The sequence below is a fragment of the Streptomyces sp. NPDC079167 genome (assembly GCF_040686735.1).
Lineage (GTDB): Bacteria > Actinomycetota > Actinomycetes > Streptomycetales > Streptomycetaceae > Streptomyces.
This window is the reverse complement of the sequence record NZ_JBFBLO010000009.1, coordinates 343,588-369,394: the sequence shown is the minus strand read 5'-3', so window position 1 is coordinate 369,394 and position 25,807 is coordinate 343,588. Positions and strand designations below refer to the sequence as shown.

The window sequence follows — 25,807 nt, the reverse complement described above, 5'->3', positions numbered from 1 at the left end:
AGGGTGGGCTTGCGGACGGCACCGTCCACGTGGTCGACATAGACGAGAACTTCAGCCATGGGACTTCAATCTCCTGCGTGCGAGAAAGGGCGGGGCGATAGGGAGGACGGCCGGGGCGCAGATGGACTTCTGGCCCGCAAGGCGGTGTCTAGATGAACTTCTGCTCCGCAAGGAAGGCGGCCAGCTGCTTGCCGCCCTCGCCCTCGTCCTTGACGATCGTGCCCGCGGTACGGGCGGGACGCTCGGCCGCGGAGTCGACCGCGGTCCAGGAGCCGCCCAGGCCGACCTCGTCCGCCTCGATCTCCAGGTCCTCCAGGTCCAGCGACTCGACCGGCTTCTTCTTCGCCGCCATGATGCCCTTGAACGACGGGTAGCGGGCCTCGCCCGACTGGTCGGTCACGGAGACCACGGCCGGCAGGGACGCCTCGAGCTGCTCGGACGCGGAGTCACCGTCGCGACGGCCCTTCACCGTGCCGCCGTCGACCGAGACCTCGGAGAGCAGGGTGACCTGCGGGACGCCGAGGCGCTCCGCGAGCAGCGCCGGGAGCACGCCCATGGCGCCGTCCGTCGACGCCATGCCGCAGATGACCAGGTCGTAACCGGTCTTCTCGACAGCCTTGGCCAGGACCAGGGAGGTGCCGATGACGTCGGTGCCGTGCAGGTCGTCGTCCTCGACGTGGACGGCCTTGTCGGCGCCCATCGACAGCGCCTTGCGCAGCGCGTCCTTGGCGTCCTCGGGACCCACCGTGAGCACGGTGATCTCCGCGTCGTCCGCCTCGTCGGCGATCTGCAGTGCCTGCTCGACCGCGTACTCGTCGAGCTCCGACAGCAGACCGTCGACGTCGTCACGGTCCAGGGTCAGGTCATCGGCGAAGTGCCGGTCGCCGGTGGCGTCGGGCACGTACTTCACACAGACAACGATCCTCAAGCTCACGCCGGCTCTCCTACTGCATCGTCATTTCTGGGCTGCCTTGTTGCACGCAGCATAGGCGCCTTATCGGGCGGTTTCCGGTCGGGGCGACCCGGCTTCCGGCCAAAATATTACTCGCCAGTACACCCAGTACATTACCCATAAGCAAGCGCTTGGAACTGTGACGTAGCCAACGGAGTCGGCACCGGCACCGGCTTGCTCGCCCTCAGTCTCGCAGAGCCGTGAAACGCCCCTGGTGGTAGACCAGCGGCCTGCCGCCCCGCGACGGATCCCCGGCCACGACCTCGGCGATCACGATGCGGTGGTCCCCCGCCGGGATCCGGGCCACCACCCGGCAGACGAGCCAGGCGACCACACCTCCGAGCAGCGGCACCCCCTCGGGGCCCCTGCTCCAGTCGGTGGACGGGCCGAACCGGTCGGCGCCGCTGCGGGCGAACGTCGCGGCGAGCTCCTGCTGCTCCTCGCCGAGTATGTGCACTCCCACGTGTTCCGCCTCCGCGACCACGGGCCAGCTGGACGACGAGGTGCCCACGCCGAAGGAGATCAGCGGGGGCTCGGCGGCGACGGAGTTGAGTGAGGTGGCGGTGAAGCCGACCGGCCTCGCGCCCGCGGCGGTGATCACCGCGACCCCGGCGGCGTGCTGCCGGAAGACGGAGCGGAGGAGTTCGGGGGAAGCCGTCCGGGTGGCGGCGAGATCGGGTGAGGCCGTCATGGGGAGTCCTTCCGCGAGGGGGCGTACGGGGCCGTGGGTTCTTCAGGCACCCGGACAGCGCGCACTCGCGTGGCGCCCGAGGCCGACATGGACCCGGCCGAAAAGAAGGAGTTCTGGCGGCATCACGTCAGAGTGACGATGCGTGGTGTGCGCAGTCAAGTGCGTGCCGTCATGTGGGAGATGCGTCACGGTCCGTCAGATCGCCTCACCCAGCGCGGCGACGACGTCCGCCGTACGCGGCAGGCCGGCCGCCCGGCGGACGATGCGGCCCGCCGCGTCGAGCACCAGGACCGTGGGGGTGCGGCTGATGCCGAGGCTGCGCACGAGCGTGAGATGCGCCTCCGCGTCGATCTCGACATGGGCTACGCCGTCGACCATCCCCGCCACCTCCGCGAGGGTACGCCGCGTGGCGCGGCACGGCTGGCAGAACGCGGTCGAGAACTGCACGAGCGTCGCCCGATCCCCCAGTTCCGCGCCGAGTTGGGCCGCGTCCAGCGTGCCTGTGTCCGTCCGCCCGTCCATCACGGCCTCCCTTTCAGAGCTCTGCGCAAAGGGTCAGCACCGTGCGGCCTCGTTACATTCCCGGATGATTCACGTGACGAGAATCTCTCGCGCCGGACCCTTTGGGGCTGGCCACGGCGTCGCACATGGGGCACGATCGCCCCAATGCCGAAAACCTACGGCTGCGTAACTTCCGCCGGGAGAACCCTCCCCAGGCATTGAAGAAGGGTCTTCATCCAGATGGCAGAACTCGTCTATCGGCCGGTCATCGGCGCCGCTCGTACGCTGTTCAAGGCGCTCGACCTGAAGATCGACACCCAGGGTTCGGAGCACATCCCGAAGACCGGTGGCGCGGTTCTGGTCAGCAACCACATCAGCTATCTGGACTTCATCTTCACCGGGCTCGGCGCTCTGCCCCAGAAGCGGCTTGTCCGCTTCATGGCGAAGGAGTCGGTGTTCCGCCACAAGGTGTCCGGACCGCTGATGCGCGGCATGAAGCACATCCCCGTGGACCGCAACCAGGGCGAGGACGCCTACGCGCACGCGCTCGCGTCGCTGCGCGCGGGCGAGATCGTCGGCGTCTTCCCCGAGGCGACGATCTCCCAGTCGTTCACGCTGAAGAGCTTCAAGTCGGGCGCCGCGCGCCTCGCCCAGGAGGCGGGCGTACCGCTGATCCCGATGGCGCTGTGGGGTACCCAGCGGCTGTGGACCAAGGGGCGCCCGCGTAATTTCCGGCGCAGCCACACCCCGATCACGATCCGCGTGGGCGAGGCCTTGGAGGCACCCACCGACCAGTACGCGGGTGCGATCACCCGCCGGCTGCGTGAGCGCGTCCAGGAGCTCCTCGAGGCGGCACAGCGCGCTTATCCGGTGCGCCCCAAGGACGCGGCCGACACCTGGTGGGTGCCGGCGCACCTCGGCGGTACGGCTCCGACGCCCGCGGAGGCTCGCGAACTCGGCTGATCCTCCGCGCGGCGGAGGAAACGTCACGCCGGGTCGTGGAGGGTGATCCGCGCTCCGGGGCTGAGCTTTTCGAGCGACTCGGCAAGCTCGGCGGCCGCGGCCCCGAGCTCCGGGGCCGTCATGGGAGCGAGGCTCTCCAGGAGGAAGACGGCGTCGACCGACTCCTCGGTGAGACGGGTGCGCGCGCCCTGACGCCAGTTCCAGCGCCTGCAGGTGACGGACTCGTCGTCACGCCAGACGACCTCCCCGGGCTCGGGGTGCTCCATGACCTCCTCGCCGCCCGCGACCGTGGGGAACGGGTCGAGGCCGGTGGAGCGCACCAGCCTCATGGCGCCCCTGATGCGGTCGGTGTCCTCCCCGCCGACCGGGATCAGATGGGCGACACTGATCGCGTTGTAGAGATCGACCAGGCGGTTGATGCGGGGCAGCCCGGCCTCGGTGAGGGCGCGCCTGGCGAGGGCCTCGGCGGAGTTGCGGGTCCTGGAGGGCTTGGCGCCGAAGGCCGTGTACATCTCGCGCCAGGCGGCCATGTGAGGGTCCTCGTGCGGGGCCCGGCCTCCGAGGCGCTCCGTGAGCCTTCGCGTGGCGTCGTCGAGCAGCGCCGAACTCTCCTCGGTGGTCGGGCCGTTGACGAGGCCGTGCGCCTCCACCGCGATGTGGGTGAAGCCGGGCGCGAGGCTGCGGACCTCGTCGGAGACCATGATCGTCAGGGTCATCTTCTGCATTGCTCCGGTACGGGTTTCGGGGAGCGGCGGGGTTCAGAGCGCGGCCGGAAGGTTCCGGCCGAGCTCCGCGCCGTCGCGTGAGCTCCGCAGGGCATGGACGATCGCCGCATGCGGTACGGCATAGACTACCGGATAGTCCATTTCATTGAACTCAGGTCGCGGCACCCAGGCCAGCCGCTCCTCACCGGCCGAGAACCGGGCGTCGATCCCGCCCACGTTTCCGCGCGGATCCTGCCGCACCCACCGCTCCCACCCGGCAAGACGCACCGCGATCAAGCCGTGGACGACGAGGCCCGTGTCATCACTCCCGGCGAGCCGCTGGTAGCAGAGGCCTGCGTGGATGCCCGCGGCCCGCAGCAGGGCGGTCAGGGCATGCGACTTGGCGTAGCAGATTCCGGTGCGGGCGGCGAGGACGTCGGACGCGCGCCAGGTGACTCGCGGGTCTCCCGTGTCCATCGAGTGGGGGATGGCGTCGCGCACGAACGCGAAGGCCGCAGAAGCGTATGTATATGCGTCGACCGCCCCCGCGCCGAGACGCTCGGAGGTCTCCCGCACCAGCGGGTGGCGATGGTCGATGACGTCGTCCTCGGCCAGGTAGGCGGAGATGTCCGAGTCGTGCTGGATCAGCTTCATGCCCGGGGAGCGTAGCGATGCGGTCGACCAGACGCAATACATTTCCGGTCGACCGCATAATTATGTCGCTGTTACTGCCTGGCCATCTCTTCCTTGAGCGCCAGGACGAACGTGTCGACATCGTCCTCGTGCGTGTCGAAGGCGCACATCCAGCGGACGTCTCCCGCCCTCTCGTCCCAGAAGTAGAACCTGAACCGCTTCTGCAGCCGTTCGCTCACCTCGTGGGGCAGCCTCGCGAAGACGGCGTTGGCCTGCACCGGGTAGAGGATCTCCACCCCGTCCACCGCCCGGACCCCTTCGGCTAGCCGCTGGGCCATGGCATTGGCGTGGCGCGCGTTGCGCAGCCATAGATCCCGGGCGAGCAGTGCCTCGAGCTGGACCGAGACGAAGCGCATCTTGGAGGCGAGCTGCATCGACAGCTTGCGCAGATGTTTCATGGCCCGGACCGCGTCCGGGTTCAGGACGACGACGGCCTCCCCGAAGAGCGCGCCGTTCTTGGTGCCGCCGAAGGACAGGACGTCGACGCCGACCGTGTTGGTGAACGTACGCATCGGCACGTCCAGCGACGCCGCGGCGTTGGCTATCCGCGCACCGTCGAGGTGCACCTTCATGCCCCGCTCGTGGGCGTGCTCGCAGATGGCGCGGATCTCGCCGGGCGTGTAGACGGTGCCGAGCTCGGTGTTCTGGGTGATCGAGACGACCTGTGGCATCGCCCGGTGCTCGTCGTCCCAGCCGTGAGCCTCCCGGTCGATGAGCTCCGGTGTGAGCTTGCCGTCCGGGGTCGGCACGGTGAGCAGCTTCAGGCCGCCCACCCGCTCGGGCGCCCCGCCCTCGTCCACGTTGATGTGGGCGGACTCGGCGCAGATGACCGCACCCCAGCGGTCGGTCAGCGCCTGGAGGGCGACGACGTTGGCTCCGGTGCCGTTGAAGACCGGGAATGCCTCGGCGGTGGGGCCGAAGTGGCCGTGCATGATCCGCTGGAGGTGTCCGGTGTAGTCGTCCTCGCCGTAGGCGACCTGGTGGCCGCCGTTGGCGAGGGCGAGGGCCGCCAGGACCTCCGGATGCGCGCCCGCGTAGTTGTCACTGGCGAAACCGCGCACGTGCGGGTCGTGATGACGTCGCGCGTCGGTCCTTACGGTTGCGGGGTCAGCCACAGACGCTTTCCGTTCACTTCTCCGGCGGGCTTGTCCCAGACTCCGGCGATGGCCTCGGCCAGCTCCGTGACATCCGTGAAGCCCGCGAACTTCGCATTCGGGCGCTCGGCGCGCATCGCGTCGTGCACCAGTGCCTTGACGACCAGGATCGCAGCAGCCGACGTCGGTCCCGCGTCGCCCCCCGCCTTGCGGAAGGCGTCCGCCAGGGCGAGCGTCCATGCCTCGGCCGCCGCCTTGGACGCGGCGTAGGCGGCGTTGCCCGCGGTGGGGTTGCCGGCTCCGGCCGCGCTGACCAGGACGTACCGGCCTCGGTCGCTGCGCTGGAGGACCTCGTGGAAGGCGAGCGAGGTGGACTGGACCGTGCGGATCAGCAGCTTCTCCAGGAAGTCCCAGTCGGCCAGGCTGGTGTCCGCGAAGCCGCTCCCGCCGCGCCAGCCTCCGACGAGATGCACCAGTCCGTCGACGCGGCCGAACTCCTTCTCGGTCTTGAGGGCCCATTCCCGCGCGGCACCGGGATCGAGGAGATCCACCGTGTCGCCGGTGACGGTCGCTCCCCCGTGGGCGTAACGCGCGGCGTCGACCGCTTCCACGAGCCGCTCGGGGTTCGCGTCGGAAGCAACCACGGTCGCCCCCGCCTCCGCCAGCCTGAGCAGGGTGGCGCGGCCCGCCGGCCCCGCCGCCCCGGCCACCGCGATCACGGCGCCCTCGAGCACACCGCTGTCGGCCCTGTCCGTTCCGTTCATCGCCACCGCCTCCTCAGAACCCGCGCTCACGCAGCTGCCCGCCCGGCGTCCGCCGCGGTGATCCCCTTGGTGGAGGCGATCACATGCTTCAGCTTCTTCGAGAGCGCCTCATAGAACATGCTCAGGGGAAACTCGTCCGGAAGCACGTCGTCGACGAGCTTACGGGGCGGCTGGGTCAGGTCCAGGGCGTCGGGGCCCTTGGCCCAGCGGGATCCCGGGTGGGGTGCGAGATAGGTCGCGACCAGGTCGTACGCCGCGAACCAGTGCACGAGCTTGGGGCGGTCGATGCCGTCGCGGTAGAGCTTCTCGATCTCACCGCAGAGCTGGTTCGTGACCTCGGGGGCGCGGGCCCAGTCGATCTTGAGCGTGTTGTCGGTCCATCGGACCACGTCGTGCTTGTGGAGGTAGGCGAAGAGCAGCTGACCGCCCAGGCCGTCGTAGTTGCGCACGCGCTCACCGGTGACGGGGAAGCGGAACATGCGGTCGAAGAGCACGGCGAACTGGACGTCGCGGCCCTGACCGAAGCCGTCCGCCTCCAGCTTCACGGCCTCCCGGAAGGCGGTGAGGTCGCAGCGCAGCTCCTCGAGCCCGTACATCCAGAACGGCTGGCGCTGCTTGATCATGAACGGGTCGAACGGAAGGTCGCCGTGGCTGTGGGTGCGGTCATGGACCATGTCCCAGAGCACGAACGCCTGCTCGCACCGCTTCTGGTCGCCGATCATCTCGCGGACGTCGTCGGGCAGCTCGACGCCCAGCAGATCGACGGACGCCTCGGTCACCCGGCGGAAGCGCGCGGCCTCACGGTCGCAGAAGATACCGCCCCAGCTGAAGCGCTCCGGGGCCTCGCGTACGGCGATGGTCTCGGGGAAGAGCACGGCGGAGTTGGTGTCGTAGCCCGAGGTGAAGTCCTCGAAGGTGATGCCGCAGAACAGTGGGTTGTCGTAGCGCGTGGCCTCCAGGTCGGCGAGCCACTCGGGCCACACCATCCGCAGCACGACGGCCTCGAGATTGCGGTCCGGGTTGCCGTTCTGCGTGTACATCGCAAATACGACCAGGTGCTGGAGGCCGTCCACGCGGCTCCTGGCGGGCTGGAAGGCGAGCAGGGAGTCGAGGAAGTCAGGGACGCCGAATCCGTCCGCGGCCCAGCGGCGCAGGTCGGTGACGAGCGCGCGGTGGTAGGCATCGTCGTGCGGGAGCAGCGGGGAGAGCTGCTCGACGGCGGAGACGACGCGCTCGATGACGGCCCCGGCCGTTTCGGCGGAGGGGGCGCCGTCGGCCCCGAGGTCGATGGAACCGTCCTTGGACTGCCAGGGGCGGAGCTCCTCCACGGCACTCTTGAGCGCCGGCCAGGCAGGGTGCTCCACAACCCGCTGGGCAGAAGCTATCGCGCCGGTGGCGGCGGCGTGCTCAAGAATTTCCGTCATAACACTTCCTTCACGGGAGAACCTCGCGTCAAGCAACCGTATCCATCTACGGTTCCATCGGACAAGTGGAGGGCTGAAAATTATCCTGCCGACTCACATGTTCACCGTTATTTTTCCTGCCACACCTCCGCGTGACAACTTCTTCCGCCGGACTGGCAGGGCAGGGGCCGTCCTGCACGGGAGAACTGGTTCCCTGGGGGTAGGAACCGCACGCGGGGCGTACACGACGGACGGAAGCGGGAGTGCCTTGACTTTTCTCACCATCGGTCATCGCGGGGTCATGGGTGTCGAGCCGGAGAACACGCTGCGTTCGTTCGCGCACGCGGAGCAGGCCGGCATGGACGCCGTCGAACTCGATCTCCACCTCAGCAAGGACGGGGCACTCGCCGTGATGCACGACGCCGCCGTGGACCGCACGACGGACGGGCACGGGCTGATCGCCGAGAAGACGCTGGCAGAACTCCGCGAGCTCGACGCCGGGCAGGGCGAGCGGGTGCCGGTCTTCGAGGAGGTGCTCGACGCGATCGGCTCGCCCGTCCAGGCCGAGATCAAGGACGTGGCGGCGGCGCGGGCACTGGCGGAGGTGATGCTGCGACGCGATCTGGCCGCCCGCGTCGAGGTGTCCTCGTTCCACGACGAGGCGGTCGCCGAGATCGCTCAGCTCGTCCCGGGCGTACGCACGGTGCTCATCGCCAGCCGCTGGGAGGGCGATGTGGTGGACCGGGCGAAGGCGGTGGGTGCGGCGACACTCGCTCTGAACATCCGCCGCCTCACCCTCGAGGTCGTCGAGCGTGCCCACGCGGAGGGTCTGAAGGTGATCGGCTGGGTGGTCAACACCCCCGACCACCTGCGTCTTGTCCGCGCGCTGGGCCTGGACGGCGCGACGACCGACTATCCGGAGATCCGTCGCGCGGGCCGCTTCACGGCCTGAGGGGCCCCGCGCGCCTCCCTACAGCTCCTTGACCAGGAGCTCGAACGCGAGATCGTCGCGCTGCGGGATGCCGAAGCGCTCGTCGCCGTACGGGAAGGGCGTGAGCTCTCCCGTTCGGCGGTAGCCCCGGCGCTCGTACCAGGCGATCAGGTCCGCCCGGACCGAGATCACCGTCATGTGCATCTCGCGCACGCCCCAGTCCTCCCGGGCCGTGCGCTCCGCCTCGGCGATGACCACCTTGCCCAGGCCCGCGCCCTGCAGCTGCGGCCTCACCGCGAACATGCCGAAGTACGCGGCCCACCCGCGGTGTTCGAGCTGGCAGCAGGCGACCGGCTCGCCGTCCCGCTCGGCCACGAGGACCCGGCCCCCGGGGGCCGCGAGCACCTCGCGCACCCCGTCGGCGTCCGTGCGCTGCCCCTGGAGGATGTCCGCCTCGGTGGTCCACCCGGCCCGGCTGGCGTCGCCCCGGTAGGCGGACTCGACGAGCCGCACCAGGACCGGCACGTCGTCGCCGGTCGCGTCGCGGAAGGTGAGTTCTGCCCGTGCCGTGGCCGGTGCGCTGTCCATGTGGCTCTTCTCCGGTGGTGTGCTGCCGACGTGATCTCCCGAGACTAACCCGCCCCCTCTCGCGCCCCCGCAGGTGCTGACGCGCTCCCCCGGTACCCCGATGCGCCCCGGTAGGAGCGGCCGGTACGGGGCATCGATGGGACGACACCGGCGTGATTCGCCGTAGGGGAGGTGCACCGTGCACGGACCGGCGCTGTCCGGCTGGCTGCTCATGGTGTTGTGCGGGGCCACGGGGGCGTACTGCCTGCTGCGGACCCGCGACGGCACGGAGCGGGAACGCAGATCGGCGCGCGCCGAGGCGCTGATGGGGTTCGGGATGGCCGCGATGGCCGTGCCCGCGGCCCTGCTCACGCTCCCGGAGTGGATGTGGGTGGTGTACGCGGTGGTGTTCGGCGCGGCCGCCCTGCAGGCGGTCGTGTACGCCAGGGGCGGCGGTCACCACCTGCACCATCTGGTCGGCTCACTGGCCATGGTCTACATGGCCGTGGCCATGGCCCCGGGAGCCGCCCACGCCGCGGGGGGCGGCCACGCGGGCCACGGAGCGGGGACGGCCGGAGGCGTCCCCGTGCTGACCGGAGCGCTGCTGGTCTACTACGCGCTCTACGTCCTGCACTCCGCGGGACGGCTGATACCCGCTCCCTCGCCCGTAGGCGTGCCGGCCGGCGGGAGCGGTGGCGGCCACACCGGCCCGGCGGCGGCGCCGGCCTGGCGCGCGCGGCCGGAGCTGGCCCTCGCGTGCAGGCTGACCATGGGGACAGCCATGTTCGCCATGCTGCTCACGCTCTGAGGCGGCGGGCCCGACGCCGTGTCGTACGTCACTTGGCGCGCGTGGCCATACCCGTGGGTACCGCGGCACTCATAGGCTGACGGCATGTTGGTCTCCCTCGCGCTGCTGCTGCTCGGTGCACTGGCTGCCGTCGTGGCCCCGGGCCTGATGGCGAGAGCCCGGTGGCCTGAGCGTGAGCCGGTCGTGGCCCTGTGGGTCTGGCAGTGCGTGGTCGCGGGCGTCCTGGTGTCGTTCGGGCTCTCCATGACCCTCAGTGCGGCCGCTGCCTGGCAGGCGGTCCGCGGCCATGTCTTCGCACCCGCTCCGCACGCCGTGGTCGAGGCCTACGCCCTGGGCGCGTACGGGCCGTGGTCGGCGGTCATCGCGGTCCTGCTGGCGCTCGGCGGAGCGTGGACCGCCGCCATGCTCGTACGGGAGGTCCACCGCGCCCGGACCCGCCGTCGGCAGCGGCGCGGCGAACTGCTGGTCCGCTCCCCGCTGATGCCGGGCGAGGAGCCCGGCAGCGGGCGCCTCGTGGTGCTGGAGGGCGAACGGCCCGACGCCTGGTGGCTGCCGGGGGCGGCTCCCCAACTCGTCATCACCACCGCGGCGCTCGGACGGCTGAAGGGGCGTCAGCTCGATGCCGTGCTCGCGCACGAGCAGGGGCACGCCCAGGCCCGTCACGACTGGCTCCTGCACTGCTCGGACGCGCTCGCGACCGGCTTCCCGCAGGTGCCGGTGTTCGCGGCGTTCCGCGACGAGATGCACCACCTCGTCGAACTGGCCGCTGACGACGTGGCGTCACGGCGCTTCGGGCGTCTCACGATCGCGCTCGCTCTGGTGGAACTCAACGAGGACCGGGGTGTGTTCGGCCCGGCACCGGCCTCCGGCGCCCATGTGCCGCTCAGGGTGAACCGCTTGCTCGCCCCCGTGGACCGGCTGACCGCGGGGCGCCGGCTGCGGCTGACCGCCGCCGCCGCGCTGGTGCCCGTCGTGCCGTTGCTGGTGGCCTTCGTACCGGGACTCAGGGCACTGGGATAGCTTCACGCGCGGATCATGCACGAGGATCACCCCCATGCACTCCCCTCCTTCCCTCCTCCCGCGCACCCGTCGCCCCTTGCTGATCTCGGGCCTCGTCTGCGCCTCGCTGTCCCTCGGTCTGCTCGTGCTGGTCGCGGTGCGCTGGTCGCCCTTGATGTCCGTGGACACCTCGGTGGCCGGCGCGCTGCACCGCCGCGCGGTGACCGAACCGGGGCTGGTCCACGTCAGCCGCGTACTGACGGACTGGGTGTGGGACCCGTGGACCATGCGCGTGCTGACCGCCGTCGTCGTGGTCGCCCTGTGGTGGCGCGGCTTCCGGCTGCTCGCGGGGTGGGTCGCCGCGACGAGTCTGCTCACCTCGCTCGTGCAGCAGGGGCTGAAGGCGGCCGTGGGCCGGGAGCGTCCCCGGTGGATCGACCCGGTGGACTCGGCGCACTACGCGGCCTTCCCCTCGGGTCACGCCATGACGGCGGCGGTCACCTGCGGGCTGCTCGTATGGCTGCTGCGCCTGTACGGCGCGCGGCCTCCCCTGTGGTGGGGCTCACTCGTGCTCGCCGTGATCTCGGTGACCGGCGTGGCCCTCACCCGTGTCTACCTGGGCGTGCACTGGCTGAGCGATGTGGTGGGCGGAACGCTCCTGGGGCTGGCCGTGGCGTCGCTGTCAGCGGCCGGCTACACCGAATACACCAGGCGTACCCGGCGGCCGGCCGCCGGCGGCGGCACGCCCTTGTAGTTCCCCGCCGGAGGCGGCGAAGATCGGCTCATGCCGATCAAGGGTGTACTTTTCGACTTCTCCGGGACCCTCTTCCGGATCGAGTCCGTCTCGGCGTGGCTGCGGGCGGTCCTCGACGCGCGGGGCACGGCCGTGGAGCAGGCGGACTTCGAGCGGTGGACGGGTCGGCTGACCGAGGCCGGAGCGCTGCCCGGGGGCCCGGCCCCCGTGAGGATCCCGCCGACGCTGGCCGCAGCGTGGGCCGACCGTGACCGCACCGCGCAGGCGCACAGGGAGGCGTACACCGGACTGGCCCGCCAGGTGGCCCTTCCGGACCCCGGCCTGTACGACGCGCTGTACGACCGCCATATGAGCCCTGTGGCGTGGCAGCCGTATCCCGATGCGGCGGAGGTGCTGCGCGGGCTGCGTCGCGGCGGCACCGCGGTCGGGATCGTCAGCAACATCGGCTGGGACCTGCGCCCCGTCTTCCGCGCGCACGGCCTGGACGAATACGTCGACGCGTACGTCCTGTCCTGCGAACACGGCGTCCAGAAACCCGATCCGTACCTGTTCCGCACGGCGTGCGCGCTGCTGGAGCTGGATCCCACGGATGTGGTCATGGTGGGTGACGACCGCCACGCGGACGCCGGCGCGGCCGCCGTGGGCTGTGAGGTGCGATTCGTGGACCACCTGCCCGTGGCGGAGCGGCCGGACGGGCTCCGGGCCCTCGGGCTTGCGGAACTCGCCGGGGAGGCGCCCGGCACACACCGTCCGTGAAGGATTCCGGGAGACGGTGTGAGGGATATCCCTGTCCCGGAGGGGGTCCCGCGGCCCGGAGGGGGTTTAGCTTGGTGGACATGTCCCCGTATCCGAACCCGTCCGCCACCGTGCGCCCCGCCTCCGTGGTCAACGAAGAGATCCGCACCCTGTGGCAGCGCTCGGGCGGACTGCTGTCCCCGGACGACGAGACGGAGTACCAGCGCCTGCTGGTGGAGTGGGCCGCGGCCGCGGGTACGAGCGTGCGGCCGGCCGCCTGAGCTGCCGGCGGGGCGCCGCCCGTGTCTGATTCCGGCGATCCCCCGCATCGCCGGAATCAGGGGTACAGCATGTCCCCGTGCCGCCCACCGGTCAATGAGAAAAACGTGCCCCGCCGGGCGGAGACCGTCCGGCGGGGCACTCGCTTTCACTTGCGGGAGGAGCCGGTGGTTCAGCGGTCGAAGTAGTCCGGCTGCGTCTGCACGTTGAGCTCCTTCAGCCGCACCTTCTTCGCGGGGTCGGTCCGCCGGTCGTCGAGCTTCAGGACGTCGAGGCCCTTGGCGATGTCGTTGGAGTAGATGTAGCCGTTGTAGTAGTAGGCCGACCACGGACCGGCCGTGGTGACCGCGTCCGTGGAGACCGGGCCGCGCTCGAAGTACGCGATCTCCTTCGGCTTCGAGGAGTTGGTGAAGTCCCACACGGAGACGCCGCCCTGGTACCAGGCCTGGACCATCAGGTCCTTGCCCTTGACGGGGATGATCGAGCCGTTGTGCGCGACGCACACCTCGGTGTCCGCCTGCGGACGGTCGATCTTGAAGTAGCTGCGGAAGACCAGCTTGCGGTGGTCCCCCCTGCCCGTGATGTCGTAGACGCCGTCGGCACCGCGGTTCGGGCCGATCTCGTCGTTGCAGGTTGCCGCACCGCCGCCGCCGAGCTCATCGGTGAACACGACCTTGTCGGCGTCCTGGTTGAAGGTCGCGGAGTGCCAGAACGCGAAGTTCACGTTGTCCTGGACCCGGTCGATGATCTTCGGGTTCTCCGGGTCCTTGATGGAGAACAGCAGGCCGTCACCCATGCACGCCCCGGCCGCCAGGTCCTTGGACGGCAGAACGGTGATGTCGTGGCACCCGGTGGTCCTGGATACGCCGGGGTTGGCCGGCGCGCCGGGGTTTCCGCCGTCCGGGAAGAGCACCGGGAAGTTCACGATCCGGGAGTTCTCGGGGGCGCTGCGCGGCACCTTGATGACGGAGATCCCGTCGTGCGGCGGCTGGCAGTCCGGGAACGTCTCGTTCGGCGAGTACGAGGAGACGTACACGTACACGTCCCTGCGCTCGGGAACGATCGTGTGGGTGTGCGAACCGCACGCGGTCTCGACCGCGGCGACGTACTTCGGGTGGCGCTTGTCGCTGATGTCGAAGACCTTCATGCCCTCCCACGAGGACTTCTCCGTGGCCGGCTGGGTGGTGCTGGCACAGGAGTTGTCGCTGCGGGAGGAGTCGGTCGACAGGAAGAGGAGATTCCCGGAGACCGAGATGTCGTTCTGCGAACCGGGGCAGAGGACCTGCGCGACGGTCCTCGGCTTCTTCGGGTTGCGGATGTCGAAGATCCGGAAGCCGTCGTAGTTTCCGGCATAGGCGTATTTGCCCTGGAAGGCCAGGTCGGTGTTGGTCCCCTGGAGCGCGTCCTTGGGGACGTTCGTGAGGTGCTCGATGTTGGCGCTGTGGACGATCTCGTCCACGCCGGGTATCTCGCCGCTCTCGATCGCGGCCCGTGCTTCGGCCTGCTCGCTCGCGGAAACACCGCTGCGGGTGGTGGCGGTGTCGCCGGGGTCCGGTGTCGCGGCTGCGGGTCCGGCCGTGAACAGCGTGGCGATGAGCCCGGCCGCGGCTGCCGCCACGCCCAGACGTCTGCGCCGCACGCTGGTGGTGTGCAACGAGGTCACTGCGTCCTCCCTTGTGTCCGTTCGTCGACGAACGGTCCTTGGACCCCGGCAGTATCGTCCCTCTCATGTACACACCAACAGATGGCAACAGAGACGTAATAAAAGTTTTTGATCACGTGCTGGTGGAAGGTGTTAGGACAGTCTGCGACAGACTCATGTGCCCATGGAGGTCGCCGTGTTGATGCCCCGTCGGACCACTCGCGTGCGCGCAGCCGCTCTGGCGACGACGCTCGTGGCCGCAGTTCTCGCTCTGGGCGGCTGTGACGACGGCGGCGGCGAAGAGGCCGGAGCCGGGGCGGACAAGGGCGTTTCGGTCGTGGCGCCCGGGAAGCCCGGCGAGCCGGCCAGGACGCTCTCGGCGGACGAAGCGGTGAAGGCCGCGGGGGACGACACGCCCAACTCCGCCGACTTCCGCTATGCCCGCATGATGATCGAGCATCACGAACAGGCCCTCGTGCTCACCGCCCTCGTTCCCGGACGGGCATCCTCCACATCCGTCGAACGGCTCGCGAAACGCATATCGGCAGCCCAGAAGCCGGAGATCGGCGCCATGGAGGGCTGGCTGAAAAACAACGGCGGGGACGACCGGGAGGAGACGCACGACCACTCCACGATGCCCGGCATGGCGACCGGCGAACAGATCGAGAAGCTGCGTGCCTCCCAGGGCAAGGCCTTCGACACGCTGTTCCTGGAGCTGATGATCACCCACCACCAGGGCGCGGTGACGATGGCGACCGAGGCTCTCGCGGACGGCAACAACGTGCTGGTGGAAGAGATGGCCAACGACGTCGTCGCGCAGCAGACCGTGGAGATCGACCGGATGCGCGGCCTGATGACCTGACCGGGCCCCGCCGGGACCCCTGGGCCCGCGAGCCTCTCCCCGCTTCCCCGTGGCGGTGCCATGCTGGAGGGAACCTGCCGGAGGAGGTGCGCCGTGCTCCGTGTCGCCGTCGTGGGTTCGGGCCCCAGCGGGGTCTACACGGCCCAGGCCCTGCTGGAGCAGTCCCGGGTGCCGGACGTGCGCGTGCACGTGCTGGACCGGCTGCCCACACCGTACGGACTCGTCCGCTACGGCGTGGCACCCGACCACGAGAAGATCAAGTCGCTGCAGGGCAGTCTCCGGGCGGTCCTGGAGGACGACCGGATCACCTTCGTCGGACATGCCGGGGTGGGCGGCGAGGGCGGGCTGTCACCCGCCCGGCTCAAGGAGCTGTACCACGCGGTGGTCTACTGCGTCGGAGCCGCGGCAGACCGTCCGCTCGCCGTTCCCGGGGAGGGCCTGCCGGGGAGCTGTTCCGCCACGGAGTTCGTCTCCTGGTACAGCGCCCACCCGGACGCCGGCGCCGACGGCTTCGCGCTCCGGGCCCGTTCGGCCGTGGTGGTCGGCGTCGGGAACGTGGCGGTCGACGTGGCCCGGATCCTCGCCCGCGGCGCCGCCGAACTGCGCGGCACGGATGTACCGCGGGCGGCGCTCGACGCACTGGGGGCGAGCAGGGTGCGTGAGATCCACATCGTCGGCAGGCGCGGCCCCTCGCAGGCCAGGTTCACCACGAAGGAGCTACGCGAACTGGGCGCGCTCCCCGGTGCGCGGATCGCCGTCGACGGGGCGGAGCTGGCGATGGATCCGGCGTACGCCGCCGCGGCGGAGGGCCCGGGGACGGCGCTCCCCGCCGTGGTCCGGCGCAATCTGGACGTGCTGCGCGGGTGGGCGGCGGATCCGCCGCCCGCACCGTCCGGCCGGGATCGGCGCATCCGGCTGCGGTTCTTCCTGCGCCCGGTCGAACTGCTGGAGCGGGACGGGCGGGTCGCCGGAGTGCGGTTCGCCCGGACGGCACCGGACGGTGCCGGAGGCGTACGGGACACCGGGGTCTACGAGGACGTCGAGGCTCAGCTGGTGCTGCGGGCCGTGGGGTACCGGGGAACGCCCCTGCCCGGTCTGCCCTTCGACCCGGTACGCGGAACGGTGCCGCATCTGGCGGGCCGCGTGGTCAGGGACGGCGTGGCGTCGCCCGGGGAGTACGTCGCCGGGTGGATCAAGCGTGGCCCCACCGGGGTGATCGGTTCCAACAGGTCGTGCGCGAAGGAGACGGTCGCCTCGCTGGTCGAGGACGCGCCGCTGCTCCTCGGCCGGGAGGTGTCCGCCGACCCTCTGGGCGCTCTCCGGGACCAGGGGCTGCGCCCGGTGGAATGGGACGGCTGGCTGTCCATCGAGCGGGCGGAGTCGACGCTCGGCCGCTCGCTGGGGCGCGGGCCGGTGAAGATCCCCGACTGGTCCGGACTGCTCGACGCGGCCCGGGACGGGTCCCGGTAGCGCGTCAGACCAGGCCGAGACGCTCGGCCTGAAGCTCCACCCCGCCGAGGACGCTGTCCAGCAGGCCGGGGAAGAGCGCCTCCAGATCCTCTGTCCGTACGCAGCTCAGCTTGGCCGTGCCTCGGTAGAACTGGGAGATGACGCCGTTCTCACGGAGCACCCTGAAGTGGTGCGTGGTGGTGGACTTGGAGACCGGGAGATCGAAGCGGGAACATGCCTGCTCGTCGGTCGCGCCTGCCAGTTGGTGCACGATCCGGAGCCTGATCGGATCGGACAGCGCGTGGAGCACGCCCTCGACGCGGATCTCCTCGCGCGAGGGGTGGGCGAGCACACGAGCGGCGTTCGACGTCACGGTGCCTCCACTTCGTACGGGGGGACCCATTGTACGAGAGTCGTCGTAATTTTATCCACGGGCCGCCGCCACGAGCCGGACGCGGGGGCTGCCGTCCGGTCTCCGGCCGAACTCCTCCAGCGGCAGCAGTCGCACGGTGAAGCCGGTCCCCACGAGGTCGTCCACCACTCCGGCGAGCGGGAAGGTGCGGTAGTACATGACGAAGGGCGGACGCCACAGCGCGTTGCGCGCCCGCATGGCCAGGTCGAAGCCGAGCAGGGACCAGTAGGCCCGGGAACCCACCGCAGGCGGCGCGCCCACCGGGAAGACGAAGAGGCCGCCGGGCCGCAGCGCCGCGTACACCTGGTCGAACAGCGCGGGGCGTTCCTCCGGCAGGAAGTGGCCGAACGCCCCGAAACTCAGGGCCAGGTCGAAGGCGCCCCTGAACGGCAGGGCCAGGGCGTTGGCCCGGACCCAGTCCACCGCGGGACGGCCGGTGTCGGCGGTGAAGGCGTCCCGGGCGACGTCGAGCATGCCGGCGCTGAAGTCGACGCCGGTGACCCGCTCCCGGCACAGTCCGCGCAGCACGCCGGCACCCGCTCCGGTCCCGCAGCAGACGTCCAGGCCCCGATCGAAGGGCCCGAGGGGCCGCACCGCGGCGGCGACGGCTTCGAGCACCCGGTCCGGGGTCCGGTAGGGCGTCAGGTCGAACTTCGGCGCGAGCAGGTCGTATCCGCGCATCGTCGAGGAGAGCGCCTGCACGGCCAGTTCGCGCAGCGTGGGGCCCTGGGGAGTGAACATCGCCGCTCAGCGTACCCACAGACGCGGTGTCACACCGCCCGGGCGTACTGGTCGGGCGTCCGGATGTCACCACCGAGTGCGCGCGCGGCCTTTCGGGCGAAGTAGGGGTCACGCAGCAGCTCGCGGCCGAGCAGGACGGCGTCGGCGCTGCCGTCGGCGAGGATCTTCTCCGCCTGCACGGGGTCGGTGATCAGACCCACCGCGGCCACGGGAAGGCCGGTCTCGTTGCGCACCCGCTCGGCGAACGGCACCTGGTAGCCGGGCTCCACCGGGATGCCGGCCTTCGGCGCGAGACCGCCGGTCGACACGTCGAGCAGGTCGACGCCGTGGGCGAGCAGCTCGCGGGCGAAGCGGACGGTGTCGTCGGCGGTCCAGCCCTCGCGCGGGTCGTCCGCGTTCTCGGTGAGCCAGTCGGTTGCGGAGATGCGGAAGAAGAGCGGGAGCTCCTCGGGCCACACGGCGCGCACGGCGTCCACGACCTCCAGCGCGAAGCGTGTGCGGTTCTCGAAGGAGCCGCCGTAGGCGTCGGTGCGGCGATTGCTCTCCGGGGACAGGAACTGCCCGATCAGATAGCCGTGCGCTCCGTGGATCTCGGCGACCTCGAAGCCGGCGTCGAGCGCCCGGCGGGCGGCGTCGGCGAACTGCCGCACGATCTGCTGGATGTCGTCGACACCCAGCTCGGCGGGCACCGTGTGGCCCTCGTCGTACGCGAGCGGGCTCGGGGCGACCGTCTGCCAGCCCTCGGGTTCACCGACTCCGATGGAGGCCCCACCGCGCCAGGGCCGCTCCGTCGACGCCTTCCGTCCGGCGTGAGCGAGCTGGATCCCCGGGACGGTTCCCTGGGAGGCGAGGAAGCCGGTGATCCGGCGGAACGCCTCCACCTGACGGTCGTTCCAGATGCCGAGGTCGGCGGGGCTGATCCGGCCCTCCGGGCTGACGGCGGTCGCCTCGACGAGGACGAGGCCGGTGCCGCCGACCGCGCGGGAGGCGTAGTGGGCGACGTGCCATTCGTTGGCCGTACCGGCGTCGGGGCCTGACGCTTCCGCGCTGTACTGGCACATCGGGGCCATCCAGACGCGGTTGGGAACGGTCAGCGACCGCAGGGCGTAGGGCTCGAACAGTGCACTCACAGGGGGACTCCGATTCCTCGGGACGCGACGGGCGGCGCGGCGGCCCGGGGCGTGCCGGGCCGTCGCTTCGTACGAGAACCACCGTACTACGAGATTCACCGTACTACGGCGGATGTCGAAATACGAAGTGGGCCCGTGCGACGCCTCGCTCACCCCTCCGGCCGCAGCCGGCGCCGGAGGCGGATGTCGGCGTCGGCCCCGTACATCTGGCTCCAGCTGCGGCCGCCTCCCGATGTCCAGGTGACCTGGACGTTCGCGCCGTCCGTCCGGACGGACTCCACCGTCATCAGCCGGTTCCCGTCCCGTACGTCGCCGCGCAGCAGCTCGCGCGCCTTCACGGTGACGGGCTCCGCCGACCGCGCGTTCTCCGCCTCGGCGGCCGCGGCGACGAGCGCCGCGGCCAGCTCCCTGGCCGCGGCCGTGGAGCAGGACCAGGAGGCGCCCTCGATCCGGAGCCCGACCTGGAGGGGCCCCTCCGCGGGCCCGGGGGCCACCTCCAGCGCCGCGCCGCGCCCCTCGGTGTCCCGGATCTCGATGCTCATCCCTGCCGCCTCCTCGTCCCGCTCCGGTCAGCTCAGCCGGAGACTCTCCGGCGGGCCCAGATAGCTGGGCTTGAGACCGCCGGTGTCCACCACGAGGTTCTGGAGTACCACGGTCGGGTCGACCATCCAGAATTTCAGTACGTGGGCGCCCGCCCGGCCGATGTGGTGCGCGGTGCCGGTGCGGTTGACGTTGTCCGAGGTGTTGCGGGCCCACTGCGTGTTCATGGTGCCGTCGTCCGCCCCGGTGACCTCGGTGATGTTGACGGACTGCGGGGCGTCGTCGTCGAAGGAGACGGCGTACGTGAGTCCGTCGGTCGCCAGGGCGTTGTTGCGGGGCGACAGGTACGCCCATACGGTCACCGGCCCGGTGGTGAACAGGCTGACCCGGTACTCCAGCCGGGGCCCCCGGCCCCCCGGGGTCCGCCGTGCCGCGGTCACGGGGAAGGGCTCCATGCCGGATCCGGTGCGTCCGATGCCGGGGATGCGGCGCCAGGAGATCCCGTCCCCGCCGACCGCCCGGTGGAAGTGGTCGGCCTCGATGGAGACGTAGCCGTTGGCCTCGACGAACCCCTTGAGCTGTGACCGCTCCGGCCGGGGCCGGTCGACCACGGCACGGACGGTGACCTCACTGCCGCCCGGCCCCGAGACGGTGACGGGGACCCTTGTGACGCCCTTCGGAGCCCGGGACCAGTCCACCCGGAAGGTCACCCGGGTCTGGGCGTCCACCCTGCCCCGCGTGCGGTCGGCGATCAGCCAGGAGGCGCCCGTCCGGATGCGGAAGTCGAAGGGTTCCGTGCCCCGGTTGAACACTTCCACGTACTGCGCGGGCTGGCTCTGGTACGGGCTGAAGACGGGCAGGACGGCCTCCGTGCCGGACGCCGGCCACCAGTCGGCCGAGCCGTCGACGGCCACGCCCATCTCGGCCTTGTGCGGGAGTTCGATGCGCCGCACGGCGGGGAAGATCTCGTCCGCGATCGCCACGTTGTCCAGCTCGGGCTGCTGCCAGGGTGCGTTGGGGCCGTAACGGTCCACATCGCCGTAGCCGATGTGCGGCTGGGTCTGGAAGCCTTCCCATTTTCCGTCGGCGATCTCGGTGCCGAAGCGGCGCGCCAGTGCGAAGTCCTCGGCCAGGCCCGCCTCGGCGGTGGCGGCGAGCTGGTTGGTCAGGGCGCGGCCCTGGGGTGCGTAGTGCAGGTTGGTGAATTCCGCCTCCCGCAGGGCGTACAGGTTGGCGGTCGCCCGGACCGCGTAGCCGACGAGCTCGTACCAGGCGTCCTGCGTATACGCCGGCAGGCCCCGCCGGACACGTTCGGCGGCGGCGTCGAGGCGCTGCCAGTCCTCGGTCACCCGCTCCAGCTCGCGGTAGTCGACGATGCTGAAGGGTGTGGCCCGGTCGTCGTAGACGATGGCGGAGGAGTCCGTGGCCGGGTCCTTGGCGGGGTCGAGGGTGATCTTGCGGTTGAGCAACTCGGGCTTGCGGCGGGACTGCAGCCGGGCGTACGTACGCAGGATCCCGGCGATCTCCTCGGCCCGGCGCTCGCCGAAGTTCTGCGCGGCGTAACGCTCCTCCCACTCCGGGAGCGCCTCCAGGGGCCAGCGGCCTGGGTCCCAGGCGTACTCCAGGAAGAACTGGGTGGGCAGTTCGTTGCCCTTGAGGTCGCCCACGTTGGTGACCCAGAGGCCGTGGTTGCCGTAGGCCGCGCTCTGGTGGAGCTGGTCCCACATGTTGGGGAGCGAGGCGGTGTCGACCCACTTGTAGTTGCGCCCCACGCCGACGTAGTCGAAGTGGTAGTACAGGCCGTAACCGCCGCTGCGGGCGTCGTTCTTCAGGTCCGGCAGCTTGCGGACGTTGGCCCAGTTGTCGTCGGTGAGGACGACGGTGATGTCGTCCGGGACCCGCAGGCCGCGGTCCCAGTAGTGCTGGACCTCCTTGTAGAGGGTCCAGACCTGCGGGACGGCGTCCTGGGCGCCGAGTTCCTCGGCGAGGATCCGGCGCTGGGTGGCGATGATCTCCGTCATCAGGTCGATCCCGTCGCCGTCCGGCAGGCTGACATCGCCGTTGCCGCGCATCCCGAGGGTCACCACGCCCTCGAAGTCCTCGTCCGCCATGCGGCGCACGCCCTCGCGCCAGTAGGCTTTGATGGCCTCGGCGTTGCGGCGGAACGACCACTCGCCGGTGCCGCCGTACGGGTCGTGGCCCGGCTGGGTGATGTTCCCGGCGCTGTCGCGGACAGCGGCAACGGCGTGCCGGTTCCACTCCTCGATGCCCCGCATCATGGGTGCCTCGTGCGAGGTGCCCATGACGACCCCGTAGGCCTTCGCGGTGGCGTGGTTCTCGGGGTCGTCCTCGGCGAAGGCGCGGCCCCAGACCGCCGGCCAGAGGTAGTTGGCCTTGAGCCGCAGCAGCACTTCGAAGATCTTGGCGTAGAAGGCGGCGTTGAAGCCTCCCTCGTAGCCGGGCGCCTTGCCGGGGCCGAAGAAGGCGGGTGCCCAGGTGCCGAGTGCCGGGTTCTCGTCGTTGATGAAGAACCCTCGGTACTTCACGGCGGGCGTTCCCTGGGTGTGCCGGCCCGGCAGGACGTACAGCGCGTCGCGGTGGACGGGGGCGACGTCGTCCCACCAGTACCAGGGCGAGACCCCGATGCCCCGGGAGACGTCGTAGGCGCCGAAGACCGTGCCGCGCTGGTCGCTGCCGGCGATGACGAACGCGCGGTCCACTCCGGGCAGCGGCTTCTCCACCACCGTCTGGAGGCTGGTCTCCCACGCGCCCGCGATGCCGGAGACCTTGAGCTTGCCCGCGGCGATCAGGCCGTCGACCAGCGGACTGCGGCCGATGGTGCCGACGATGACGATCTCGCGGGCGCGGGGCGCCTCGTTCCGGGAGAGCGCGGGGCGCACGCCGGTGACACGTTCGATGTCGTCCCGCAGATCGCCCGCCACCCGGACGACGCCGGCGTGGTCCTGGTCGCTGACCACGACCGGAGCCGCCCTGCCGGCCCTGACCAGGGGGAAGGCGCCGGGTCGGGGGGCGAAGGCGATGTACGCGCCGGGGTCCGTGGGGCGGACCGCCGGGGAGTGCCCCGGACCGGCCGGCGTCGCGGCGGCCTCGCCGGTAAGGCCCATCAGCGACCCGAGCGGTGTGGCCGCCAAGGCCGTGAACCCGAGGCCTGCCCCGAGGACCGATCTGCGGCTGGTGTGCTTGTCCATTTCCCTCTCCCATTTTGTTCATACGCATGACAAATTGGACGGGCGTGAGCCCTCGGCAGATGTCCGGGTGCGGGTGCTGCGGCGTCAGTCGGTGCCGCCGGGCGCCGCGGCGGGCCGCCGGACGGCCTCGGGGACCGGCTCGCCCTCCCCGCCCGGGTCGGGCGAGAGCGCGGCGACGATGGCGTCGGCGGTGTCGTCCGGCTCCGGGCTGATCAGGCCGACGACGATGTACACGACCAGCGAGGTGACGAGCGGGGTGACGATCACGAGCGTCTGGTCCGTGCTGTCGAGCACGAACTTCACTAGGAGGTAGCCGAGCATCCCGAGCGCCCAGGAGGACAGCGCGGCCCGTGGTCCGAAACGGCGGAAGGCGGGCAGCAGTCCCAGCAGCATCGGGATCGATATGGGGCCCATCACGGCCGCGACCAGTCCGACGATGATTCCCAGCACACCACCGAAGTGGTCCGTCTCGATCGCGACGATCATGCTGACGCTGATGAACACGACGGTGCACACGCGGGCGACGAGCAGCCCGGTCGCCGGGGAGAGGTCCCGGGCCCGGCGGACCACGGCGGGGATGATGTCGCGGGTGACGACCGCGGATACCGCGTTGGCGTCCGAGGAGGCCATCGCCATGGTGTGCGAGAACATCCCCGCCAGGGTCAGCCCGACGAGGCCCGCGGGCAGGTACGACTCCGCCATGAGCGCGTACACCTTCTCCGGGTCCGCGATGTCCGGCAGGAGCACGGCGGCGGCGACGGGCGGGAAGAGCAGGACGGCGGGCCAGAACACGTACAGCAGGGCGGAGAGCCCGGCCGAACGGCGGGCCGCCTTCGGGGAGTCCGTGGCCATGTAGCGCTGCGCCAGGTTCCACATGCCGCCGTTGTACTCGAAGAGCTTCACGACGACGTACGCGCCGAGGAAGGTCGCGGTGTACGGCCCGACGAGCGGCTGCCCGTGCCCCTCGGGCAGCCTGTTCCAGATGGTGCCCAGGCCGGCCGGGCCGTCGCCGAGGCGGTCCAGCACGACCCAGAGCATGGCGAGTGCGGCGGCGCCCTGGATGACGAACTGCCCGAAGTCGGTGAGCGCGTCGGCCCACAGGCCTCCCACCGTGCAGTAGAGCAGGGTGACGATCCCGGTGACCAGGATCCCGGTGGTCATCGACATGCCGGTGAAGACGTTGAGCAGCACTGCCACGGAGGCCCACTTGGCGGCCACGTCGAACACCTTGAGCAGCGCGCCGCTCCAGGCGAGCGCCTGCTGGGTGGGCACGTTGTACCGCTCGGCCAGGTATTCGAGGGGCGAGGCGACCGCGTAGCGCTGCCTCAGCCGCTGCCAGCGCGGGGCGAACAGCCAGGCGCCCACCGCGGTGCCGAAGGCGAGCGGCAGGAAGGCCCAGACGTAGACGGTGATGCCGTAGCTGTAGGCGATGGCCGCGTACGCGACGAACACGGCGGCGCTGTAGCCGGACATGTGGTGGGAGATACCGGAGAGCCACCAGGGCATCCGGCCGCCTCCGGTGAAGTAGTCGCTCACGTCGCCGACGCGGCGATGGGACCAGAGGCCGATGAGCAGCATCACCAGGAAGTAGCCGCCCAGGGCGGCCCAGTCGAGCGGGGCCATCAGAACTCCTCGATGTGCGTACGTGACCGGGGCCGCGCGACGGGGAACCGGCGGCCCGGACGGATTACCAGCGGGGCGTCTTCTTCTCGTAGGAGGGGTCGATCCGCTTCATGTAGCCGGTGTCGTCGCGGTTGCGCAGGCCGCACACGATGTACTGCTCGTGCAGGCGGGCGAGGGCGTCCCGGTCCAGCTCGACTCCGAGACCGGGTCCTCGGGGGACGCGTACCGCCCCGTCGGCGAAGGTGAGCGCGCCGGGGACCACGACCTCCTCGGTCTTCCACGGCCAGTGGGTGTCGCAGGCGTAGGTGAGGTTCGGCGTGGCCGCCGCCAGATGGGTCATCGCGGCCAGGCTGATGCCCAGGTGCGAGTTGGAGTGCATCGACAGCCCCATGCCGAAGGTGTCGCAGATCCCGGAGAGGAGCCTGGAGCGGTGCAGGCCGCCCCAGTAGTGGTGGTCCGACAGCACGACCTGGACCGATCCCCGTTCGACCGCCGGGGCCAGGTGGCCGAAGGCGACGACGCACATGTTGGTGGCGAGCGGAACGGGTGTCTCCCGCGCGACCTCCGCCATCCCGTCGAGACCGGGTGTGGGGTCCTCCAGGTATTCGAGGACCCCCTCCAGGCGGCGGGCCACCTCGATCGACGTGCGCACGCTCCAGGCCGCGTTGGGGTCGAGCCGCAGCGGGGTGCCGGGAAGGGCGTCGCGCAGGGCCAGGACCGCCTCGATCTCCTCCTCGGGGGGCCGTACACCGCCCTTGAGCTTGACCGCCGAGAAGCCGTAGCCGTCGATCATGCGCTTGGCCTGGGCGACGATGCCTTCCGGGTCGAGGGCCTCGCCCCAGTCGTCCGGGTCCGCCCCGGGGTGGCCGGCCCACTTGTAGAAGAGGTACGCGCTGAACGGGACGGAGTCCCGCACGGCGCCTCCGAGCAGGTCACTGACGGGCCGGCCCGCCGCCTTCCCCTGGATGTCCAGGCAGGCCACCTCGAAGGGGGAGAAGACCTGGTCGACGGCGCTGCTGGTGGTGATCATGCCGGCCAGCCCCGAACCGTGTCCGTCGTCGCCGGTCAGGGCCTCGGCCACCTTGCGGTGCATGGCGCCGAGTGCGTACACGTCCATGCCGGTGACCGCGTCCGCGGCTGCCCGCAGCCGGCGCAGATGCCCGTCGTCCGCGTACGTCTCGCCGAGGCCGACCAGGCCGTCGCCCGTGTCCACCTCCACGATCGCCCGCAGTGCGAAGGGTTCGTGCACGCCGACCGCGTTCAGCAGGGCCGGGTCCCGGAAGGCGACCGGAGTGATGCGCACTCCGGTGATGGTCCGGAGGTCCGTCGTCATTCCGCGCCTCTTCCGTGCCCGTGGTGGG

Annotated in this window: 26 protein-coding genes; 9 read left to right on the top strand and 17 right to left on the bottom strand. The window is 70.7% G+C overall.

What is annotated here, in order from left to right:
* Positions 1-148: 148 nt before the first annotated feature.
* From AB0P41_RS21370 to AB0P41_RS21360, 3 genes are all read right to left on the bottom strand, one after another.
* A complete protein-coding gene (locus AB0P41_RS21370; protein WP_365933494.1) occupies positions 149-934 on the bottom strand; it encodes an electron transfer flavoprotein subunit beta/FixA family protein in 786 nt (261 codons plus the stop codon).
* A 202-nt stretch (positions 935-1,136) separates the two neighbouring features.
* On the bottom strand, positions 1,137-1,643 hold the full coding sequence (locus tag AB0P41_RS21365) for a flavin reductase family protein (protein ID WP_356716926.1): 507 nt from the start codon (positions 1,641-1,643) through the stop codon (positions 1,137-1,139).
* Positions 1,644-1,838: 195 nt separating this feature from the next.
* A complete protein-coding gene (locus AB0P41_RS21360; protein ID WP_365933492.1) occupies positions 1,839-2,165 on the bottom strand; it encodes a thioredoxin family protein in 327 nt (108 codons plus the stop codon).
* Between the two features lie 219 nt (positions 2,166-2,384).
* Here AB0P41_RS21360 and AB0P41_RS21355 point away from each other — a divergent pair, with 219 nt between their 5' ends.
* On the top strand, positions 2,385-3,107 hold the full coding sequence (locus AB0P41_RS21355; protein WP_356716922.1) for a lysophospholipid acyltransferase family protein: 723 nt from the start codon (positions 2,385-2,387) through the stop codon (positions 3,105-3,107).
* A gap of 23 nt (positions 3,108-3,130) precedes the next feature.
* On the opposite strand, the gene AB0P41_RS21350 is transcribed toward AB0P41_RS21355, so the two are convergent.
* From AB0P41_RS21350 to AB0P41_RS21330, 5 genes are all read right to left on the bottom strand, one after another.
* Positions 3,131-3,823 (bottom strand): phenylalanine--tRNA ligase beta subunit-related protein, encoded by a 693-nt coding sequence (locus tag AB0P41_RS21350; RefSeq protein WP_356716932.1) that lies wholly within the window; start codon positions 3,821-3,823, stop codon positions 3,131-3,133.
* 42 nt (positions 3,824-3,865) lie between these two features.
* Positions 3,866-4,465, bottom strand: a complete 600-nt coding sequence (locus tag AB0P41_RS21345) for a transglutaminase family protein (protein WP_365933490.1) — start codon at positions 4,463-4,465, stop codon at positions 3,866-3,868.
* Positions 4,466-4,536: 71 nt separating this feature from the next.
* Positions 4,537-5,619, bottom strand: a complete 1,083-nt coding sequence (locus AB0P41_RS21340; RefSeq protein ID WP_365933488.1) for a low specificity L-threonine aldolase — start codon at positions 5,617-5,619, stop codon at positions 4,537-4,539.
* The gene (locus AB0P41_RS21335; protein ID WP_356716916.1) at positions 5,598-6,362 is read right to left on the bottom strand and encodes an SDR family NAD(P)-dependent oxidoreductase; all 765 of its coding nucleotides are present in this window, start codon (positions 6,360-6,362) and stop codon (positions 5,598-5,600) included. The genes AB0P41_RS21340 and AB0P41_RS21335 overlap by 22 nt, the downstream gene beginning before the upstream one ends.
* Positions 6,363-6,388: 26 nt before the next feature.
* The gene (locus tag AB0P41_RS21330) at positions 6,389-7,786 is read right to left on the bottom strand and encodes a DUF6421 family protein (RefSeq protein ID WP_356716914.1); all 1,398 of its coding nucleotides are present in this window, start codon (positions 7,784-7,786) and stop codon (positions 6,389-6,391) included.
* 280 nt (positions 7,787-8,066) lie between these two features.
* Here AB0P41_RS21330 and AB0P41_RS21325 point away from each other — a divergent pair, with 280 nt between their 5' ends.
* A complete protein-coding gene (locus AB0P41_RS21325) occupies positions 8,067-8,717 on the top strand; it encodes a glycerophosphodiester phosphodiesterase family protein (protein ID WP_365933514.1) in 651 nt (216 codons plus the stop codon).
* 18 nt (positions 8,718-8,735) lie between these two features.
* On the opposite strand, the gene AB0P41_RS21320 is transcribed toward AB0P41_RS21325, so the two are convergent.
* Positions 8,736-9,284, bottom strand: coding sequence for a GNAT family N-acetyltransferase (locus tag AB0P41_RS21320; RefSeq protein ID WP_365933484.1), 549 nt, complete (start codon positions 9,282-9,284; stop codon positions 8,736-8,738).
* Positions 9,285-9,462: 178 nt separating this feature from the next.
* Between AB0P41_RS21320 and AB0P41_RS21315 the strand changes: the two genes are divergently transcribed.
* The 5 genes from AB0P41_RS21315 (at position 9,463) to AB0P41_RS21295 (ending at position 12,840) form a co-directional block, all read left to right on the top strand.
* Entirely contained in the window at positions 9,463-10,071 is a 609-nt protein-coding gene (locus AB0P41_RS21315; protein ID WP_365933483.1) for a DUF5134 domain-containing protein, read from the top strand.
* An 84-nt stretch (positions 10,072-10,155) separates the two neighbouring features.
* A complete protein-coding gene (locus AB0P41_RS21310) occupies positions 10,156-11,091 on the top strand; it encodes a M56 family metallopeptidase (protein WP_356716908.1) in 936 nt (311 codons plus the stop codon).
* Between the two features lie 34 nt (positions 11,092-11,125).
* The gene (locus tag AB0P41_RS21305; protein ID WP_356716906.1) at positions 11,126-11,824 is read left to right on the top strand and encodes a phosphatase PAP2 family protein; all 699 of its coding nucleotides are present in this window, start codon (positions 11,126-11,128) and stop codon (positions 11,822-11,824) included.
* 30 nt (positions 11,825-11,854) lie between these two features.
* On the top strand, positions 11,855-12,580 hold the full coding sequence (locus tag AB0P41_RS21300; protein ID WP_365933480.1) for an HAD-IA family hydrolase: 726 nt from the start codon (positions 11,855-11,857) through the stop codon (positions 12,578-12,580).
* 80 nt (positions 12,581-12,660) lie between these two features.
* Positions 12,661-12,840, top strand: a complete 180-nt coding sequence (locus AB0P41_RS21295) for a hypothetical protein (RefSeq protein ID WP_104792033.1) — start codon at positions 12,661-12,663, stop codon at positions 12,838-12,840.
* Between the two features lie 170 nt (positions 12,841-13,010).
* Here AB0P41_RS21295 and AB0P41_RS21290 read toward each other — a convergent pair whose 3' ends face one another.
* Positions 13,011-14,501 carry a hypothetical protein gene (locus tag AB0P41_RS21290; protein ID WP_356716902.1) on the bottom strand — a complete coding sequence of 497 codons (1,491 nt, stop codon included), beginning with the start codon at positions 14,499-14,501 and terminating at the stop codon, positions 13,011-13,013.
* A gap of 181 nt (positions 14,502-14,682) precedes the next feature.
* On the opposite strand from AB0P41_RS21290, the gene AB0P41_RS21285 reads away from it, so the two are divergent.
* Both AB0P41_RS21285 and AB0P41_RS21280 read left to right on the top strand, forming a co-directional pair.
* Positions 14,683-15,342, top strand: coding sequence for a DUF305 domain-containing protein (locus AB0P41_RS21285; protein WP_356716929.1), 660 nt, complete (start codon positions 14,683-14,685; stop codon positions 15,340-15,342).
* Between the two features lie 93 nt (positions 15,343-15,435).
* The gene (locus AB0P41_RS21280) at positions 15,436-16,812 is read left to right on the top strand and encodes an FAD-dependent oxidoreductase (protein WP_365933478.1); all 1,377 of its coding nucleotides are present in this window, start codon (positions 15,436-15,438) and stop codon (positions 16,810-16,812) included.
* A gap of 4 nt (positions 16,813-16,816) precedes the next feature.
* Here the strand turns inward: AB0P41_RS21280 and AB0P41_RS21275 are convergent, their stop codons facing one another.
* The 7 genes from AB0P41_RS21275 to AB0P41_RS21245 form a co-directional block, all read right to left on the bottom strand.
* Positions 16,817-17,164: a helix-turn-helix transcriptional regulator gene (locus tag AB0P41_RS21275; RefSeq protein ID WP_356716898.1), complete on the bottom strand. Its 348-nt coding sequence runs from the start codon at positions 17,162-17,164 to the stop codon at positions 16,817-16,819.
* 51 nt (positions 17,165-17,215) lie between these two features.
* Complete coding sequence (locus AB0P41_RS21270) at positions 17,216-17,944, bottom strand: class I SAM-dependent methyltransferase (RefSeq protein ID WP_356716897.1); 729 nt, start codon at positions 17,942-17,944, stop codon at positions 17,216-17,218.
* 29 nt (positions 17,945-17,973) lie between these two features.
* The gene (locus AB0P41_RS21265) at positions 17,974-19,074 is read right to left on the bottom strand and encodes an NADH:flavin oxidoreductase/NADH oxidase (RefSeq protein ID WP_356716895.1); all 1,101 of its coding nucleotides are present in this window, start codon (positions 19,072-19,074) and stop codon (positions 17,974-17,976) included.
* 149 nt (positions 19,075-19,223) lie between these two features.
* Positions 19,224-19,616, bottom strand: coding sequence for a hypothetical protein (locus AB0P41_RS21260; RefSeq protein ID WP_356716894.1), 393 nt, complete (start codon positions 19,614-19,616; stop codon positions 19,224-19,226).
* Between the two features lie 27 nt (positions 19,617-19,643).
* Positions 19,644-22,823, bottom strand: coding sequence for a glycosyl hydrolase 115 family protein (locus AB0P41_RS21255; protein WP_365933476.1), 3,180 nt, complete (start codon positions 22,821-22,823; stop codon positions 19,644-19,646).
* Between the two features lie 84 nt (positions 22,824-22,907).
* Complete coding sequence (locus AB0P41_RS21250; protein ID WP_365933475.1) at positions 22,908-24,446, bottom strand: sodium:solute symporter family protein; 1,539 nt, start codon at positions 24,444-24,446, stop codon at positions 22,908-22,910.
* A gap of 64 nt (positions 24,447-24,510) precedes the next feature.
* Entirely contained in the window at positions 24,511-25,779 is a 1,269-nt protein-coding gene (locus tag AB0P41_RS21245; protein WP_356716889.1) for a glucarate dehydratase family protein, read from the bottom strand.
* Between the last annotated feature and the right edge of the window lie 28 nt (positions 25,780-25,807).

Coding starts and splice junctions, on each gene's coding strand:
- AB0P41_RS21310 (WP_356716908.1), top strand. CDS start 10,156: ATGTTGGTCTCCCTCGCGCTGCTGCTGCTCGGTGCACTGGCTGCCGTC.
- AB0P41_RS21285 (WP_356716929.1), top strand. CDS start 14,683: ATGCCCCGTCGGACCACTCGCGTGCGCGCAGCCGCTCTGGCGACGACG.
- AB0P41_RS21250 (WP_365933475.1), bottom strand. CDS start 24,446: ATGGCCCCGCTCGACTGGGCCGCCCTGGGCGGCTACTTCCTGGTGATG.
- AB0P41_RS21345 (WP_365933490.1), bottom strand. CDS start 4,465: ATGAAGCTGATCCAGCACGACTCGGACATCTCCGCCTACCTGGCCGAG.
- AB0P41_RS21355 (WP_356716922.1), top strand. CDS start 2,385: ATGGCAGAACTCGTCTATCGGCCGGTCATCGGCGCCGCTCGTACGCTG.
- AB0P41_RS21350 (WP_356716932.1), bottom strand. CDS start 3,823: ATGACCCTGACGATCATGGTCTCCGACGAGGTCCGCAGCCTCGCGCCC.
- AB0P41_RS21245 (WP_356716889.1), bottom strand. CDS start 25,779: ATGACGACGGACCTCCGGACCATCACCGGAGTGCGCATCACTCCGGTC.
- AB0P41_RS21295 (WP_104792033.1), top strand. CDS start 12,661: ATGTCCCCGTATCCGAACCCGTCCGCCACCGTGCGCCCCGCCTCCGTG.
- AB0P41_RS21325 (WP_365933514.1), top strand. CDS start 8,067: ATGGGTGTCGAGCCGGAGAACACGCTGCGTTCGTTCGCGCACGCGGAG.
- AB0P41_RS21305 (WP_356716906.1), top strand. CDS start 11,126: ATGCACTCCCCTCCTTCCCTCCTCCCGCGCACCCGTCGCCCCTTGCTG.
- AB0P41_RS21330 (WP_356716914.1), bottom strand. CDS start 7,786: ATGACGGAAATTCTTGAGCACGCCGCCGCCACCGGCGCGATAGCTTCT.
- AB0P41_RS21335 (WP_356716916.1), bottom strand. CDS start 6,362: ATGAACGGAACGGACAGGGCCGACAGCGGTGTGCTCGAGGGCGCCGTG.
- AB0P41_RS21255 (WP_365933476.1), bottom strand. CDS start 22,823: ATGGACAAGCACACCAGCCGCAGATCGGTCCTCGGGGCAGGCCTCGGG.
- AB0P41_RS21360 (WP_365933492.1), bottom strand. CDS start 2,165: ATGGACGGGCGGACGGACACAGGCACGCTGGACGCGGCCCAACTCGGC.
- AB0P41_RS21270 (WP_356716897.1), bottom strand. CDS start 17,944: ATGTTCACTCCCCAGGGCCCCACGCTGCGCGAACTGGCCGTGCAGGCG.
- AB0P41_RS21365 (WP_356716926.1), bottom strand. CDS start 1,643: ATGACGGCCTCACCCGATCTCGCCGCCACCCGGACGGCTTCCCCCGAA.
- AB0P41_RS21300 (WP_365933480.1), top strand. CDS start 11,855: ATGCCGATCAAGGGTGTACTTTTCGACTTCTCCGGGACCCTCTTCCGG.
- AB0P41_RS21320 (WP_365933484.1), bottom strand. CDS start 9,284: ATGGACAGCGCACCGGCCACGGCACGGGCAGAACTCACCTTCCGCGAC.
- AB0P41_RS21260 (WP_356716894.1), bottom strand. CDS start 19,616: ATGAGCATCGAGATCCGGGACACCGAGGGGCGCGGCGCGGCGCTGGAG.